Consider the following 15859-nt stretch of genomic DNA (forward strand, 5'->3'; position numbering starts at 1 on the left):
TTCAGTTTTCAAAGAACTAAAAGCGGGTGAAGAGAATCGAACTCTCGACCAGAGCTTGGAAGGCTCTTGTTTTACCACTAAGCTACACCCGCGTGGTCGGGAAGACAGGATTTGAACCTGCGACCCCCTGGTCCCAAACCAGGTGCTCTACCAAGCTGAGCCACTTCCCGTAATAAGCGCGCCCGAGAGGAGTCGAACCCCTAACCTCTTGATCCGTAGTCAAACGCTCTATCCAATTGAGCTACGGGCGCTTATTCATGATGTTTTTTCGTCGTTGTAATTTGGCGACTCAATTATCTTATCATGCTACATTTTCAAATGCAAGCACTTTTTAAGATTTTTTTGATGCGGCCGAGAGGACTTGAACCTCCACGGGGTTCCCCCCACTAGGCCCTCAACCTAGCGCGTCTGCCGTTCCGCCACGACCGCGCGGAAAAAACAAAAGTGAGCCATGAAGGACTCGAACCTTCGACCCTCTGATTAAAAGTCAGATGCTCTACCAACTGAGCTAATGGCTCGTAAATGGCTGGGCTAGCTGGATTCGAACCAGCGCATGACGGAGTCAAAGTCCGTTGCCTTACCGCTTGGCTATAGCCCATCGAAATAATTATCTTATTTTCAAAGACAAATGTTATTGTAACATAATGTCTAATAAAAAACAACTGCTATATAGCAGAAGTTAAAATGGCGGTCCCGACCGGGGTCGAACCGGCGATCTCCTGCGTGACAGGCAGGCATGTTAACCACTACACCACGGGACCATTTGGTTGCGGGGACAGGATTTGAACCTGCGACCTTCGGGTTATGAGCCCGACGAGCTACCGTGCTGCTCCACCCCGCGACAATACTATTCATATAAAATTATATGGTGGAGGATGACGGGATCGAACCGCCGACCCCCTGCTTGTAAGGCAGGTGCTCTCCCAGCTGAGCTAATCCTCCGAAGTGGTGACCCGTACGGGATTCGAACCCGTGTTACCGCCGTGAAAGGGCGGTGTCTTAACCACTTGACCAACGGGCCAATATGTATGGCAGAGAAGAAGGGATTCGAACCCTCGCACCGCGTTAGCGATCTACTCCCTTAGCAGGGGAGCCCCTTGAGCCACTTGGGTACTTCTCTGTATGGCTCCGCAGGTAGGACTCGAACCTACGACCGATCGGTTAACAGCCGATAGCTCTACCACTGAGCTACTGCGGAATAATGAAGACAATTTGTATCTTATAAAAATTCTCTCTGTAAGTCAAGAAGTTTTTAACAACATCTTGTTCAAACGTGACATGTTTATAATATACTGGATTGCGTTTTTACTGTCAAGATGTTTTCGATATCGGTTTGAGTTTCCCTTTACACTTTCCACAGACATATCTTTTTATATTTATTTGACGCCTTCTTACATATTGAAGTGAACACTCCATACATTCATACTTATAAATCTTTTTTTCCTTCTCTTCATTAATCATTCGTTTACAAAAACGTGGTGCATCAACTTTCTTTAACAACTCACGAAAATCCCTGTCCCTGTGCTTATACCCTCTTCCTGCAATATGTAAGTGATAATGACAAAGCTCATGTTTAATAATCCCGACTAACTCTTCTTCACCATACAATTCGTAATATCGATAATTCAGTTCGATATTATGACTCTTCAATAAATAACGCCCACCAGTTGTACGTAATCTATTATTAAACACCGCTTTATGTAAGAACGGCATCTCAAAGTATTGTAGTGACACTTCTTCCACTAGTCGCTGAATTTCTTGCTCATCCACTCTCATTCCTCCTAAACAAAAAAATATTTTTACACTTTTCTCCCTTCTTATACATATATTAAATAGTACATATACCCATCCTCATGTAAGAAGCGTGGTTTCTAAAAATAAAACATGAATAGAAATCCACTCACCAACCTCTCATCAATAGCATTTTAGATTTTTGAGAGCAGGATTAAACAAGGAGGGATTCCTATGCCTACGTGGCTAAAAAAACAAATGCAACGTGCATATTTTGAAAAAAACCGGTATCAAATTAAGTTATTAAATGAATGCTGGTTTTATTATAGCAAAATACATCAAAGCTCATAATCCATTACACTTTTTATTTCATAAAAAAAGAGCAGTTTCATCTGCTCTCTTCTCTTACTATTCAATCGGCAACATAGATAGTGCAACGCGTCCTTTTTTTGTATCAATATCATCTACCCATACTTTTACAATTTGCCCTACTGATACAACATCTAACGGATGCTTTACAAACTGTTTGCTAAGTTTAGAAATATGTACTAAACCATCTTGCTTTACACCAACATCAACAAAAGCACCAAAATCAACAACGTTACGAACTGTTCCTTCTAGTTCCATACCACGTTTTAAATCTTCTAATTTCAAAATCCCTTTTTTCAAAAGTGGTTTAGGCAACTCATCCCTCATATCTCGTTCAGGACTAATAAGCGCATCTATAATATCAACTAACGTCGGCTCCCCAACTCCTGTTTCTTGAGATAACTTAGAAATCTCTACTTCTTCCAATCTCTTTTGTAATTGCGGTTGTCCTACGTCATCTATCGATAACCCTAGACTCTTCAATAACAATTCAACATTTTTATATTGCTCTGGATGAATACCTGTTCGATCTAATGGATTTGCTCCTTCTAGTATACGCAAGAAACCTATACATTGTTCATAAGTCTTTGCACCTAAACGTGGGATTTTCTTTAATTCCGTGCGCTTCGTGAATTTCCCATCTTCTTCTCTCTTTGCTACAATATTTTTCGCAACAGTTTTCGATAAACCTGAAACATATTGTAACAATGCAACCGAAGCCGTATTTACATTAACCCCAACTTGGTTAACAGCTGTTTCTACTACAAATGTTAATGACTCATTCAGTCTCTTTTGAGATACATCATGTTGGTATTGTCCAACCCCAACTGATTTAGGATCAATTTTCACAAGTTCAGCAAGTGGATCTTGCAGACGTCTCCCAATAGAAACGGCACTTCTCTCTTCAACTTGTAAATTTGGGAATTCCTCACGGGCTAAATCAGAAGCTGAATATACACTAGCACCCGCTTCATTTACAATAATATAAAAGACATCTCGGTTCACACTTTGTAATACATCTACTATAAACTCTTCTGTTTCTCTAGATGCTGTCCCATTACCAATTGCAATCATTTCAACTTGATATTTATCTATAATAGAAAGAACTTTCGTTTTTGCATCCTCATATTTACGAACAGGTGGATGCGGATAAATAACATCGATATGTAGTACTTTCCCCGTATCATCTACTACAGACAATTTACAACCAGTTCTATATGCCGGATCTACCGCTAGCACGACTTTCCCTTTCATCGGAGGTTGTAATAATAAGTTACGTAAGTTCTCAGAGAAAATATGTATTGCTTGTTCTTCAGCTGTTTCTGTTAATTCTTTACGAATCTCTCTTTCGATTGAAGATTGAATTAATCGTTTATAACCATCTTCAATCGCTAATTGTACATAATGTGCACTTTTCGAATCGTTATCACGAATTACTTTCTTATTTAAGAAGGTTACTATCTCATCTACTGGCGGAACAACAGCAACTCTCAATATATCTTCTTTCTCGCCACGATTCATTGCTAATACACGATGTGGTACTACTTTTTGCAACGGTTCTTCATAACTGTAATACATTTCATATATATTCTTTTCATCTTTTTCTTCATCTTTCACGGAAGAAGACATAACACCTTTTCTAAAAGTAACATTTCGAATCCAACTACGATACGCAGCTTCATCTGAAACCATTTCTGCAATAATGTCTTGTGCACCTTGTAAAGCTTCTTCTGCAGATTGCACTTCTTTCTCTACATTAATAAATTCCACCGCCTTTTTAGCCGGATCTTCTTTCTTATATAACAATAACCATTCAGCTAATGGTTCTAATCCTTTTTCTTTAGCAACTGTCGCTTTCGTTCTTCTTTTCTCTTTATATGGACGATATAGATCTTCTACTTCTTGCAACTTTGTAGCTTTAACAATTTGCTGTCGTAGCTCTTCTGTCAGTTTCCCCTTCTCATCAATAAGACGAAGAACTTCTTCCTTCCTATCTTCAAGTTGCATCATATATTGCCATCTCTCTAAAATCGTACGAATTTGCACCTCATCTAAAGAGCCTGTCCATTCTTTTCGGTAACGAGCAATAAATGGAACTGTGTTACCTTCTTCTGTTAATTGAATAACATGACGAACTTGCTTTTCGGTAAAGCCTAATTCTTTCACTAACATTTTCATTAACGCTTGTCGATTATCTACCATTTCCATATACAACCGTAACCTCCTCTATAATAAAAAAAGTTGCCCTTCAAAGAGAGCAACTTAAACTGCCGATTTAAAAATCTATTAGTCCTAAACTAATTTGTAGCGCTTCATCTACACGAATCATCATCACTTCATCTAAGTGAGTGATTTTGTCCGTTAAGCGCTGCTTATCGATTGTTCGAATCTGCTCAAGTAAAATAACAGAATCTCTCTCAAAACCGTACTTTTTCGCATCAATTTCCACATGAGTGGGTAATTTCGCTTTTTGAATCTGTGCAGTAATAGCCGCTACAATCACCGTTGGACTAAAACGATTTCCGATGTCATTTTGAATGACAAGAACCGGACGAACGCCTCCTTGCTCAGAACCAACAACTGGGGAAAGGTCTGCAAAATACACGTCGCCGCGTTTTACAATCAAAATATTACCCCCCGCTAACTAAGCGTTCTACTGTATGAGCTGCTTCATACTCTGCTAAGAAAGCTTCAGATGCAATACCAAGATTAATTTTTCCCATTTCAATGTACCCACGTCGCATTGATTCATGTTGGTAGCGTTTCTTCGTCTTATGTTGACGCAATAACAATTGTGTTGCCTGGCAAATTAGTTCATGGCGATTCTTATTCTCTTGTTTTCCAATTCCGTCCAATTCCGTTACCATTTGCTTTGGCAACCGAACCACGATTTCAGTAGTTACACTTGATTCGGACACAAAAATACACCTCCACCGTCAACTACACACCCAAATATATATATGACACCTATTGTAATAATACCATTGTATGGAGCCTGTTGCAAAGACTTCCTTATTCCTTGCTTATGTTTTCCAATTCACAAACAAAACATTCATCTTCTTAAATTTTTTATCTCATAACTAACTAAAAACAATAGAACTCCTCTTCAAAACTTACGTGCAACTTATATAAAAAATGATTATAAGTAAAAAGCTTCTCATCAAAAAGAGCTTATTATCCAGCAATGAACAGTCACTCCAATGACAAGAAGCAATCATACTACCTTCTATATATTGTTCAAGTAATTAATTATCTCTACAACCTTACCATTCCGTATAAATATTCTTGGCACACGGAAACTGATCGTTGCAATAATTTCATAATTAATAGTCCCTGAGTATTCCGCAACCTCTGTAGCGCTAATATACTCATCTCCTTGCCTTCCAATAAGCGTAACTTTCGTACCAAGTGGCACTTCACAAGGAAGATGAATCATGAACTGATCCATTGTTACTCGCCCTACAATCGGTACCCTTTTACCATTTATAAGCACTTCAAATCCTTGTAACCTCCTAAGCCACCCATCTGCATAGCCAATCGCTACAGTCGCAATCCATTCTTCAGTTTTCGTTCGGTAGGTGACGTTATAACTAATTCCATCACCTTTAATTACCTGTTTAATATGAGCGACTTTCGTATGAAGTGATAGCGCCGGTTCTAATTCAAATGGTAAAAAAGGACGTATTTCTACAGAAGGAGATAATCCATACATTGCAATCCCAATTCGCACTGCATTAAATGTAATCCCTTGAAAACGTAACGTCGCAGCACTATTAGCTGTATGAACAAACTTAGGATCCACTCCGAATTCTTTCAACCAACTTAACTGCTCTAAGAACGTGTTATATTGCTTATCAAAATACGAAGTCTCAACCTCATCTGCCGTTGCAAAATGCGTGTATACTCCTTCTAACTCTAAAAACGGTGCACCCTCTAAACTCTTTAAAAATTCTTTTAGCTCTTTTCTTTCACGTATTCCAATTCTCCCCATACCACTATCAAAGTTAATATGGAATTTCATTACAGATGAACCATCCCAAAGTTTAATTGCTTCGTCCACCCATTCTTTTTGAAAAACAGTTAGCGCTACATCATTTTCAGCAGCTACATTTACATCACGCGGCGGCGAGGGACCTAACACTAAAATCGGCTCAGTAATACCAGCCCTCCGAAGCACTAAAGCTTCATCTAAAAAAGCAACAGCTAACCTTGTTGCACCTGCTTCTAATGCCGTTTTAGCCACCGGTACATAATCGTGCCCATATGCGTTTGCTTTAACTACAGCAAAAATCTCTACATTACTTGGGATGAACTCTTTAATATGTGTAACGTTGTTATAAATGGCATCTAAATCCACTTCCACCCAAGTGTCACGGTAAAATGGTGCTTCTTCCATAAATACACTTCCTTATACACGATATGCGAAGCTTATTCTTTTATATGCTTCTTTTATGAAATCCACCTTCAAACTAAGAAAAGACGTGGTGCACATATATCACCACGTCTAAGAAGTTTACTTCACCTGCTTCGCTGTAACTGAACGAGCAACCATTAACAGCTCCTTCGGCTCTAAACCTTTAGACACGAGCATATATTCTACTCCGTTATGCGACCACGTTACAGAGTCTTTCGTTAATGCACCAATCGTAAATCCAAGATCAACTGGTTCTCCACTTACACTTACCGCTGATGATGCCTCTGCAACTTTTGCCTTTTCTTGTATTAAAGTAAAGGATTTCTTATTTCCAGTGTATGTGAGTATCGCACGCTTGCCACTGTCTGTCTTCAACTCTTTTTCATCTTGCAGAGTCATACCTTGTGGTGTATCAAGTGGATACAAAATAGCAAACGGTTTGTCTTCTTTTGCTGTTGTTTGAACATCTACCTGCGCTCTAGACATATTTTGTTTCGTATCAAATGCACCTTTATCAAATTTCGCATCGAATTTCACTTTAGAGAAATCTACTTTCACAAGAACATTTTGATCATTATCCATTAACTTCACTGAAACTGGAGTCAAGTCGCTCTTATTCAATGTAATCTCTTGTCTCGGCAACATATTTTGATGTTGATAGTTTGTTTTTGTTTTAAAAATATAATACTTATCTGTTTTCTCAAAAGTAAGGTTTTTCTTGTCCTGCAAAATATCTCTTACAAGTGATTCATATAAATAAGCCTGGCTACTATTTTGCGGCCAATCACTTTGAAAACGGAAGCTCTTATTAAGTGCTGGCGTTAATACAAATACACCTTCTTCATTTCTCAAAATAATTTGGCTCTGATCTTTTTTTGCATTTTTTAAATTCACACGATAAAAAGACGGTTCCTTATGCCAAATCTCTACGTTATACTCTTGAGGCTCATTGCCTGTTTTAATAGATAATTTTGCCTCAGCTTGATAACTTTTCATCCCTTTTACTTTTGATTCTAAATCTCTCACGACATCATCTTGCTTCTTTTCCATACAACCCGCCAACACAAAAACGGTCAACAAACCGACAAGAACTAAAAACAGACGCCTTTTCATCAATTCAGCCCCTTTGCCCCTATAAATGAATGGAAGATGTACCTTCCTTATCGCTACCTCAAATATATGAGACAAAGATATAAAATATGCAGACTAGCGTGACAAGCTTTCTAAAACAACTTGAGCAACAGCAAATTCCTTACTATGACTAATTGATAAATGAACAATATACTCTGTACTTGTAATCAGAATTGGCTTACCTCTTTCATCATTTTTCACTTCAATATCTAAAAAACTCACTTCTTTTCCGATACCAGTACCTACAGCTTTTGAATACGCCTCTTTCGCTGCAAACCTTCCAGCTACAAACTCTGTAAGGCGACTTCCTTTCAGCTCCATAGCAACATTACGTTCATTTTCCGTTAAAATACGTTCCATAAATTTAAGCTTTCCATCTAGCATTTTTTCAATACGATTTAATTCAATAATATCGATACCAATCCCTATAATCATTTCAAAATCCCCTTCTTCTATTTAACTTTCTTCTTTCATATTGATAAGAATAACAGAGAATCTTTCTGATGCAAAAGGGGTGATAGTAACCGTATGCTAATAAGATCCACTCATATTTCTTTACAACCGACTATTCTTACCTTACTGCTTATTCATTTAGTCATGATGATATTAGGCGACTTTTTTCTCTTACCACTGGCAGCCTCTAATGAATATATCGCGAAAGGAGAATGGTGGCGTGTCATAACTTCTCTTCTCGTACACGTAGACTTACAACATTTTCTTTCTAATAGTATTTTTTTGTTTGCTCTTGGTTCTTCTATCGAAAAGCAACTCGGACACTTTTCTTTTTTTATTCTATTTTTTCTCTCTGGAATTTCTGGAAATATTTCTTCTTATATTATTATGCCGCTTGAATATATTCACGCAGGTGCATCAGGTGGTATTTTCGGACTATTAGGTGCACAGTTATTTTTATTGTACAATCGATACCGCTCTTCAAAACCAAAAGAAATTGCCATTTTCTCAATTATGATACTTCTATTACTGCTATTTACTTTCTTTAACCCTTCTGCCAATCCGATCAGTCATTTAACAGGTTTAATAACCGGTGGCATTTTAACCCCTTTTTTAACAAAAAAAAACGATGGTGCAAAGCTTATTTAATATAAAAGCTTGCACCATCGATAATTTCTACATCTACTTGTTCACTTAAATCTCTCATTAATTGAAATAAAGACTCATCCTTCATCTTCGCCTCAATCATACAATCAATTTGCGGAACACTTCCCTTTATCCTTCTTAAAAAAGATAAAAATGCGTCTACATTAATATAATCTGCATGAGCTCTTGGATCTTTTCCCTCTCTAGGGCTAGAGATATGCATTTTAATCGGCAACAAAGACGTTTCCCACGTATGAACAACACGTGCCCAATCTTCATACCAATCTTCTTGCTCATTATTCATCATATGGTGATGCAAGTCAAATACGACGGGAATATCTAATTTTTCTCCTAAATATAATGTTTCCTCTAACGTAAAGGTTGTATCATCATTTTCTAATATAATCATTTCTTGAATACCCCTTGGGACATTCGACCAATTCTCTATAAAGCGCTCTAATGCAAGTTCTTTATCTTTATATCCTCCTCCAACATGCAGTACACATCGTTGCTTATGTTCAATCCCCATGCCTTTTAATAATTTTTTGTGCATCTGCAATGTTTTTACAGATTGTTTAAAAACACTCTCTTCAGGTGAATTTAGTACAACAAAATGATCTGGATGGAAATCAATTCTCATATTCATATGAACTGCATATTCACCTAGTTTTTTTAAATTTTCTTTTAACGGACGAATATAGTTCCACTCTAGCAATTCCTCATGATTCGCTAAAGGAATGAGCTTTGAACTGAGCCGAAAGAAAGATATGTCATGCCCTTTATTATGCTTTAATAAACGTAAACAATTTTCTAAATTGGAATTAGCAATTCTTTCAAGCTTACGAATTGCAGCATCACGATCATCTAATTTCTGAAACTGTGCATACGTCATCGTTTGAGATGGAGATGCATTCTTCAAATGCACACTCATCGCAACGTAACCAAGCCTTACAAGCATATAACAGCCCCTTTTCTATCATAACTATTATGTAGTATGCACAATTATAGAAATAAAAAAAAGAGAATGCCGGCATTCTCTTTTTTTTATTAAGCTTGTGGACGGCTATGATGTTTTCTTTCGCCGCGTCCATTTGAAGACTTATCTATCATAACTATTATGTAGTATGCACAATTATAGAAATAAAAAAAAGAGAATGCCCACAAAGGGCATTCTCTTTTTTTTATTAAGCTTGTGGACGGCTATGATGTTTTCTTTCGCCGCGTCCATTTGAAGAACCAGGGCGACCTTGGCCTTCACCTCTACGACCACGACTACCACCATCACGATTACGATCGCGGTTACCATCACGATTGCGATCACGGTTTCCGTCACGATTACGTCCATCACGGTTACGGTCACGATTACGTCCATCGCCACCGCCGCGTCCATCACGACTACGATTACGGTTACCATCACGGTATCCGCCTCCGTTACCGCCGCGTTTTTTAGAACCGCCGCCTCTTGAAACAACAGGTGGTTCTGATGTTAAAGCGATCGGAGTTGTATCCGGCTCTTTAGTCATCATTTTTAAAGCAGCAGCTACTACTGTTACAGAGTCATTTTCTTCTAACATTTCTTCTGCAATACGCTTGTAGTATGCTAAGTTTTCATTTTCAATTGTGCTTTGAAGCTTTTCAGCGATTAAACGTTGTTGACCTTCTAATGCCTCGTCAAGTGTCGGTGCATCCATACGGTCCATTTTACGTTTTGTTGTACGCTCGATATTTTTTAATTGTCCTGATTCACGTGGTGTTACAAATAGCATTGCAATACCTTTTTTACCTGCACGACCAGTACGACCGATACGGTGAACGTATGATTCTGGATCTTGTGGAATATCGAAGTTATATACGTGCGTTACGCCTGAAATATCAAGACCACGCGCAGCAACGTCTGTTGCAACAAGAACTTCAATAGAACCTTCTTTAAATTTACGTAATACAGACATACGTTTCGCCTGAGTTAAATCACCGTGAATACCTTCTGCAGCATAACCACGTAAGTTTAATGCTTCTGATAATTCATCAACACGACGCTTTGTACGACCAAATACGATTGCAAGCTCTGGAGATTGAATATCTAATAAGCGTGTTAACACGTCAAACTTTTTCTTTTCTTGCACTTCTAAATAGAACTGCTGAATGTTTGGCATTGTTACTTCTTTTGCTTTTACTTTAATGTGTTGAGGCTCAGTCATGAAACGCTCAGCAATACGGCGGATTGGATCCGGCATTGTCGCTGAGAATAGTAATGTTTGATGTGTTTCTGGCACATCTGTTAAAATTGCTTCAATGTCTTCAATGAAGCCCATGTTTAACATTTCATCCGCTTCGTCAAGAACAACTGTCTCTACGTTTTGCAGACGAAGTGTTTTACGGTTAATATGATCTAAAATACGACCCGGCGTACCAACAATAATGTGTGGGTGTTTTTTTAGAGCACGAATTTGGCGGTTAATATCTTGACCACCATAAATCGGTAAAATACGAACGCGTTTATGCTTACCAATTTTGTATAATTCTTCTCCAACTTGAATTGCTAATTCACGCGTTGGCGCGATAACAATACCTTGAACCGATTCTTTATGTGTATCCACTTTATCTAATAGTGGTAATCCGAATGCTGCTGTTTTCCCTGTACCTGTTTGCGCTTGCCCAATAATATCTTTACCTTGCAATGCATGTGGAATTGTTTCAGCTTGAATTGGTGTAGCCTCTTCAAAGCCCATACTTTCAACAGATTGCAGTAAAGAATCACTTAATCCTAATTCTCGAAATGTTGTCAATGTTACTTCTCCTTTTCTATCCTATACTTATCATTTAAAAAAAGGCGTTTTCCGAATTTGCGGAAAAGCCCTTTTCCTGAATGCTCACGTATATAAACGGGCGTATATTCTTCACGAAAATACTTCTAAACGTTATTACACTTTATCAATTATAAGTTTTGTATGTGTAAAAAGCAAACCCAACTGTTACCTTATTTTCATATTCAGAGTTTTTTTCTTCACTTTTATTTTTTTATATTTACTGTAAGCGCTTATTATAAGTTTCTTCTATTTTCGTAACTATCATCCCTATTTATATACACCAATTATTTCAACATCGTAATTACTTCTTCTAATTTCATACCGCGAGATGCTTTTATTAATACAACATCTTTCACATCGAATACTGCTTGTAAATCTTTTACTAACTCTTCTTTATTATCATACGCCTTTACACGTTCATTAGGGAAATTAATTTTTGCTCCTTCAGCAATTTGAGCCCCTAATCTACCGTATGTGAATACATGTGAGATTTTTGCTGGATCGATTAATTTTCCTACCTCATAATGGAACTGTACTTCTTGATCTCCAAGTTCTAACATATCACCGAGCACAACGATTTTTTTAGCAAAACCATCTAAACCATTCATTAAATGGAATGCTGCTTCCATAGCCGTCGGGCTTGCATTATAAGCATCGTTGATAATTGTTAAACCACTATTTGTTTTCACAATTTCCATACGCATGCCCGTCATTTGAAGTGTTACTAAACCTTCTTTCATCTCTTCCCACGTTACACCAAAATGTTTCGCAATTGCCATTGAAGCAAGTGTATTATACACATTATGTTTTCCTAACACCGGTAAGTAGAATGAAATATTTTCATCTCTATTCATTTTGAAATATGTCCCAGTTGCTTGTAATGTTACAGTCGTTGGATAATAATCGTTTGCTCTTGCATCACCAAACGTAACCGTTTCTGCTGCTAAATTCATTCCAGGAACACGATTCGTTAATAAAGGCTCATCTCCGTTATATACGAACACGCCACCTTCTTGTAATCCTGTAACAATTTCTAATTTCGCTTCAGCAATTGCCTCACGAGATCCTAAATCCATTAAATGTGCCTCACCAATATTTGTAATGATAGCTGCATTAGGACGAGCTAACTTAGATAAGAATTCAATTTCGCCTCGGCTTGACATACCCATCTCTAATACTGCTACTTCTGTATTTTCTTCTAAGTTTAAAATGGTAAGAGGTAATCCGATATGGTTATTGAAGTTCCCTTCTGTTTTTTGCACTTTGAATTTAGTCGCAAGAAGACTTGTTACAATATCTTTCGTAGATGTTTTACCGTTACTACCCGTTACACCTACAACTTTAACATCCAATTGATCGCGATAGTTTTTCGCTAACATTTGCAATGCCGATAGCGTGTCTTCTACAAAAATAACCGGAAGATTCTCAGGTGGATTCGCTACATCTTTCATCCATAATGTAGCCACAGCTCCATTTTCAACAGCTTTATCTACAAAAGCATGTCCATCGAAGCGCTCCCCTTGAATCGGAACATACAAGTTTCCTTTTTCAATTTTTCTCGTATCAATAGACACGCCTTGAATAGTAATTCCCTCATATTGCTCTGCTAATTCAGTACCATTTACCATCTGTTCCACTTGCTTTAACATTCGCTTTATCATATATAAACGCTCCTTACATAGAGGAAGCACTATTCCTATGAATAGTGCTTCCTCCTTTTTTGTTAGATTGTATATTTAATTTTTTGTTTTTCTTCGTGACGTTCAATCGCTAAACGAATTAGCTCTTCGATTAATTCTGGATACGGTAACCCAGTATGTTGCCATAATAGAGGGAACATACTGAACGGTGTAAATCCTGGCATTGTGTTTACTTCGTTAATATACACTTCTCCATCTTTCGTTAAGAAGAAATCAGCTCGCGTTAAACCTGCACCGTCTAATGATTGGAATGCAATAATCGCATCACGCTTAATTACATTAGATTCTTCTTCTGTCATTTCAGCTGGAATAATTAGCGCCGTATCACCATCGATATATTTCGACTTATAATCATAGAAGTCCTTTTTCGGAACGATTTCACCTACAACTGAACATTTCGGCTCATCATTACCTAGTACCCCAACTTCTACTTCACGACCTACAATATTTTCTTCTACAATAATTTTGCGATCAAATTGGAATGCCTCTACAAATGCATCCTCAAGTTCTTCACGATTTTTACACTTATTAATACCAACACTTGAACCAAGGTTCGCTGGTTTTACGAAGCAAGGATATCCTAACTTATCTTCTACTTTAGAATAAGCTTCCTCACGATTTTTTTCCCATGCACTACGAATGAAGGATGCATATTTTGCTTGTTTTAAACCAGCCTCTGCAAAGATGTTTTTCATAACAACTTTATCCATACCAGCAGATGATGCTAGAACACCATTTCCTACATAAGGGATATTCATTAATTCTAATAGTCCTTGAACCGTTCCATCTTCACCGTTTGGTCCATGTAGTAATGGGAAAATAACGTCAATAGCGTTCTCCTCAGAAGCTGCAGATGGGATAATTTCTGTACTTAATGATAACGGAGAAATCGCATTTTCTGCACCGCTCATTTTTAAAGCTTCAACATCTGTTACTTCGCCTTCAATACGCTCACCACGTACCCATTGACCTTGTTCTGTAATATAAATTGGATGAATCTCGAATTTATCTTGATTTAACGCTTTAATAGCAGCAAGAGCCGTCTGTAGCGAAACTTGATGCTCAGCTGATTTTCCACCATATAATAAACCTAATTTAATTTTCGTCAATGAAATCACCCTAACCAATTGTTTTCATTTTTCTATTTTAGCACTTTTTATAAAAATAGGTAGTTCCTATTTGAAATAAAATGTAACTTCCATAAATAATTAAATAACATCACTTATTGGTTTTTCATTTCATTTTCTATATAGCTACACAAAATAAAATGGCAATCTAATCTAGTTATGTACCTAAAATATGTAGAAATCCCCTTTTTTGTGTATGTCATCTATTCACTAAGAAGATTGTTTGGTTAGTGTGTCTTTTTGCCTTTGCTCAACAAGGCGATCTAAAGAAACATATACAATACCTGCAACTACACATCCTACAGCTAAAATTGTAAATAGAAAGTGACCAAGTAATCGATCTAATAAAAAACCGCCCAAAAGTGGACCAAATGCGCTTCCTGTAATCCACTGCAAACTTGCAGCTCCCATATAAGTCCCTCTCAAATGCTCAGGGGCCAAATTTGCTACAAATGTCATCTGTACAGGCGACATAATCATTTCACCTAACGTATATAAAGCATAAACGAACAGTAGTGTTATTAAAATAATTGTAGCATTTGTATTAAATTCTCCAAACCACTTCGGTAACCACCCTATAAAAAATAATCCAATCCCGAATAAACATGCACCATATAACATCGTCTTCCCGACCGGTTTATCCGTAGCCCATTTTGAAATTTGAAACTGGAATAAAACAACTAATAGTCCGTTTAACGCCATTAAATATGGATATGGATTGTTCGTTCCAAAAATACGCTTCATTTCATTATCAAAATGTAGTGGCAACATGCCTTCCGTTTGAGAAAACCCCATCGAAATGATAATACCTGCTAATAAGTAAATCATTAATGCCTTATCTCGCATTACAATTTTCCAAACTGCCCCAGATTCCTTTTCTTTATGTTCTTCCTTATCTGTCCTCTTTGGCATCGTCTCTTGAATAAGAAGTAATACAAGTAACGCATAAAATAGCATTGTAGAAGAGGCAATAATAAACACAAGGTTCTTTGACAACACAACTACTGATGCTCCCATTATCGGACCAATCGCAGCACCTATATTGTGTCCCATTCGTAATAAACCATATGCCTCTGTTCTTTTTTCTGGTGCCGTTACATCCGCGACCATAGCTGATGCAGCTGGGTGAAATAAAGAATTACTCAACCCTAAAAAAATAGATAAAATTGCATATGGAATAAACCCTTCTATAAATAGAAAACCGAGCATTAATAATGCATTACTTGCCATAGAAAATATCATAATAGGCTTTCTTCCATATATGTCAGCAATTCTCCCTCCTATAAGTGATCCAAAACTTGCAGCAATTGGAGAAAGCGCCATAATAACCCCAACTTCCAACAACGAATCTACCTTATCTTTTAAATATAATGCAAAAAAAGGCATTAACATCATCATTGCAATTCCATTTAACGTCTCTCCAATAAATCGAATCCATACGTTACGGTCCATCTCCCTTAACTCACGCCACGTATTTTTCAT

General features: G+C 37.4%; 14 protein-coding genes and 12 tRNA genes. 2 read left to right on the forward strand and 24 right to left on the reverse strand.

Translation table 11 applies throughout. From position 1 onward, the window contains the following. Nucleotides 1–21: 21 nt before the first annotated feature. The 13 genes from DN401_RS20740 to DN401_RS20800 all read right to left on the reverse strand — a co-directional run bounded on the left by DN401_RS20740 (nucleotide 22) and on the right by DN401_RS20800 (nucleotide 1770). A tRNA-Gly gene (locus DN401_RS20740) sits at nucleotides 22–92 on the reverse strand. A gap of 1 nt (nucleotide 93) precedes the next feature. Further along, nucleotides 94–170, reverse strand: a tRNA-Pro gene (locus DN401_RS20745). 7 nt (nucleotides 171–177) lie between these two features. After that, nucleotides 178–251: transfer RNA gene (locus tag DN401_RS20750), tRNA-Arg, on the reverse strand. 95 nt (nucleotides 252–346) lie between these two features. After that, nucleotides 347–429, reverse strand: a tRNA-Leu gene (locus tag DN401_RS20755). Nucleotides 430–445: 16 nt separating this feature from the next. Continuing rightward, nucleotides 446–518, reverse strand: a tRNA-Lys gene (locus tag DN401_RS20760). A 5-nt stretch (nucleotides 519–523) separates the two neighbouring features. Continuing rightward, a tRNA-Gln gene (locus DN401_RS20765) sits at nucleotides 524–598 on the reverse strand. Nucleotides 599–685: 87 nt separating this feature from the next. After that, nucleotides 686–761 (reverse strand) — tRNA-Asp (locus tag DN401_RS20770). Nucleotides 762–764: 3 nt separating this feature from the next. After that, nucleotides 765–841 (reverse strand) — tRNA-Met (locus tag DN401_RS20775). A gap of 25 nt (nucleotides 842–866) precedes the next feature. Beyond that, a tRNA-Val gene (locus tag DN401_RS20780) sits at nucleotides 867–942 on the reverse strand. A gap of 4 nt (nucleotides 943–946) precedes the next feature. Next, nucleotides 947–1021, reverse strand: a tRNA-Glu gene (locus DN401_RS20785). Nucleotides 1022–1029: 8 nt separating this feature from the next. Beyond that, nucleotides 1030–1120, reverse strand: a tRNA-Ser gene (locus DN401_RS20790). Nucleotides 1121–1123: 3 nt separating this feature from the next. Continuing rightward, nucleotides 1124–1198, reverse strand: a tRNA-Asn gene (locus tag DN401_RS20795). A 113-nt stretch (nucleotides 1199–1311) separates the two neighbouring features. Further along, nucleotides 1312–1770 carry a SprT family protein gene (locus DN401_RS20800; RefSeq protein WP_000344234.1) on the reverse strand — a complete coding sequence of 153 codons (459 nt, stop codon included), beginning with the start codon at nucleotides 1768–1770 and terminating at the stop codon, nucleotides 1312–1314. Between the two features lie 195 nt (nucleotides 1771–1965). Here DN401_RS20800 and cmpA point away from each other — a divergent pair, with 195 nt between their 5' ends. Continuing rightward, a complete protein-coding gene (cmpA, locus tag DN401_RS20805; RefSeq protein WP_001143642.1) occupies nucleotides 1966–2082 on the forward strand; it encodes a cortex morphogenetic protein CmpA in 117 nt (38 codons plus the stop codon). A gap of 57 nt (nucleotides 2083–2139) precedes the next feature. Here the strand turns inward: cmpA and DN401_RS20810 are convergent, their stop codons facing one another. The 6 genes from DN401_RS20810 to acpS all read right to left on the reverse strand — a co-directional run bounded on the left by DN401_RS20810 (nucleotide 2140) and on the right by acpS (nucleotide 8080). After that, entirely contained in the window at nucleotides 2140–4308 is a 2169-nt protein-coding gene (locus DN401_RS20810) for a Tex family protein (RefSeq protein WP_000426246.1), read from the reverse strand. Nucleotides 4309–4375: 67 nt separating this feature from the next. Beyond that, a complete protein-coding gene (ndoA, locus tag DN401_RS20815) occupies nucleotides 4376–4726 on the reverse strand; it encodes a type II toxin-antitoxin system endoribonuclease NdoA (RefSeq protein WP_000635963.1) in 351 nt (116 codons plus the stop codon). A gap of 4 nt (nucleotides 4727–4730) precedes the next feature. Then, nucleotides 4731–5018: an antitoxin EndoAI gene (locus DN401_RS20820; RefSeq protein ID WP_000004570.1), complete on the reverse strand. Its 288-nt coding sequence runs from the start codon at nucleotides 5016–5018 to the stop codon at nucleotides 4731–4733. 308 nt (nucleotides 5019–5326) lie between these two features. Beyond that, nucleotides 5327–6496, reverse strand: a complete 1170-nt coding sequence (gene alr / locus DN401_RS20825; protein ID WP_000390615.1) for an alanine racemase — start codon at nucleotides 6494–6496, stop codon at nucleotides 5327–5329. 117 nt (nucleotides 6497–6613) lie between these two features. Further along, complete coding sequence (locus DN401_RS20830) at nucleotides 6614–7564, reverse strand: LolA family protein (RefSeq protein ID WP_002004297.1); 951 nt, start codon at nucleotides 7562–7564, stop codon at nucleotides 6614–6616. 156 nt (nucleotides 7565–7720) lie between these two features. Next, nucleotides 7721–8080, reverse strand: a complete 360-nt coding sequence (gene acpS, locus DN401_RS20835; protein WP_000583416.1) for a holo-ACP synthase — start codon at nucleotides 8078–8080, stop codon at nucleotides 7721–7723. A 93-nt stretch (nucleotides 8081–8173) separates the two neighbouring features. Here acpS and DN401_RS20840 point away from each other — a divergent pair, with 93 nt between their 5' ends. Next, on the forward strand, nucleotides 8174–8746 hold the full coding sequence (locus tag DN401_RS20840) for a rhomboid family intramembrane serine protease (protein ID WP_000908523.1): 573 nt from the start codon (nucleotides 8174–8176) through the stop codon (nucleotides 8744–8746). Here the strand turns inward: DN401_RS20840 and uvsE are convergent. The 5 genes from uvsE to DN401_RS20865 form a co-directional block, all read right to left on the reverse strand. After that, nucleotides 8739–9701, reverse strand: coding sequence for a UV DNA damage repair endonuclease UvsE (gene uvsE / locus DN401_RS20845; RefSeq protein WP_000961166.1), 963 nt, complete (start codon nucleotides 9699–9701; stop codon nucleotides 8739–8741). The genes DN401_RS20840 and uvsE overlap by 8 nt on opposite strands. A 226-nt stretch (nucleotides 9702–9927) precedes the next feature. Continuing rightward, the gene (cshA, locus tag DN401_RS20850) at nucleotides 9928–11529 is read right to left on the reverse strand and encodes a degradosome RNA helicase CshA (RefSeq protein WP_000206592.1); all 1602 of its coding nucleotides are present in this window, start codon (nucleotides 11527–11529) and stop codon (nucleotides 9928–9930) included. Nucleotides 11530–11834: 305 nt separating this feature from the next. Further along, nucleotides 11835–13211, reverse strand: a complete 1377-nt coding sequence (gene murF, locus DN401_RS20855) for a UDP-N-acetylmuramoyl-tripeptide--D-alanyl-D-alanine ligase (RefSeq protein WP_000595958.1) — start codon at nucleotides 13209–13211, stop codon at nucleotides 11835–11837. 62 nt (nucleotides 13212–13273) lie between these two features. Continuing rightward, nucleotides 13274–14359: a D-alanine--D-alanine ligase gene (locus tag DN401_RS20860; protein WP_000161427.1), complete on the reverse strand. Its 1086-nt coding sequence runs from the start codon at nucleotides 14357–14359 to the stop codon at nucleotides 13274–13276. A 228-nt stretch (nucleotides 14360–14587) separates the two neighbouring features. Beyond that, on the reverse strand, nucleotides 14588–15859 hold the full coding sequence (locus DN401_RS20865) for an MDR family MFS transporter (RefSeq protein ID WP_000799721.1): 1272 nt from the start codon (nucleotides 15857–15859) through the stop codon (nucleotides 14588–14590).

Source organism: Bacillus sp. BF2-3 (assembly GCF_008368795.1).
In the GTDB taxonomy this organism is placed as follows: domain Bacteria; phylum Bacillota; class Bacilli; order Bacillales; family Bacillaceae_G; genus Bacillus_A; species Bacillus_A cereus.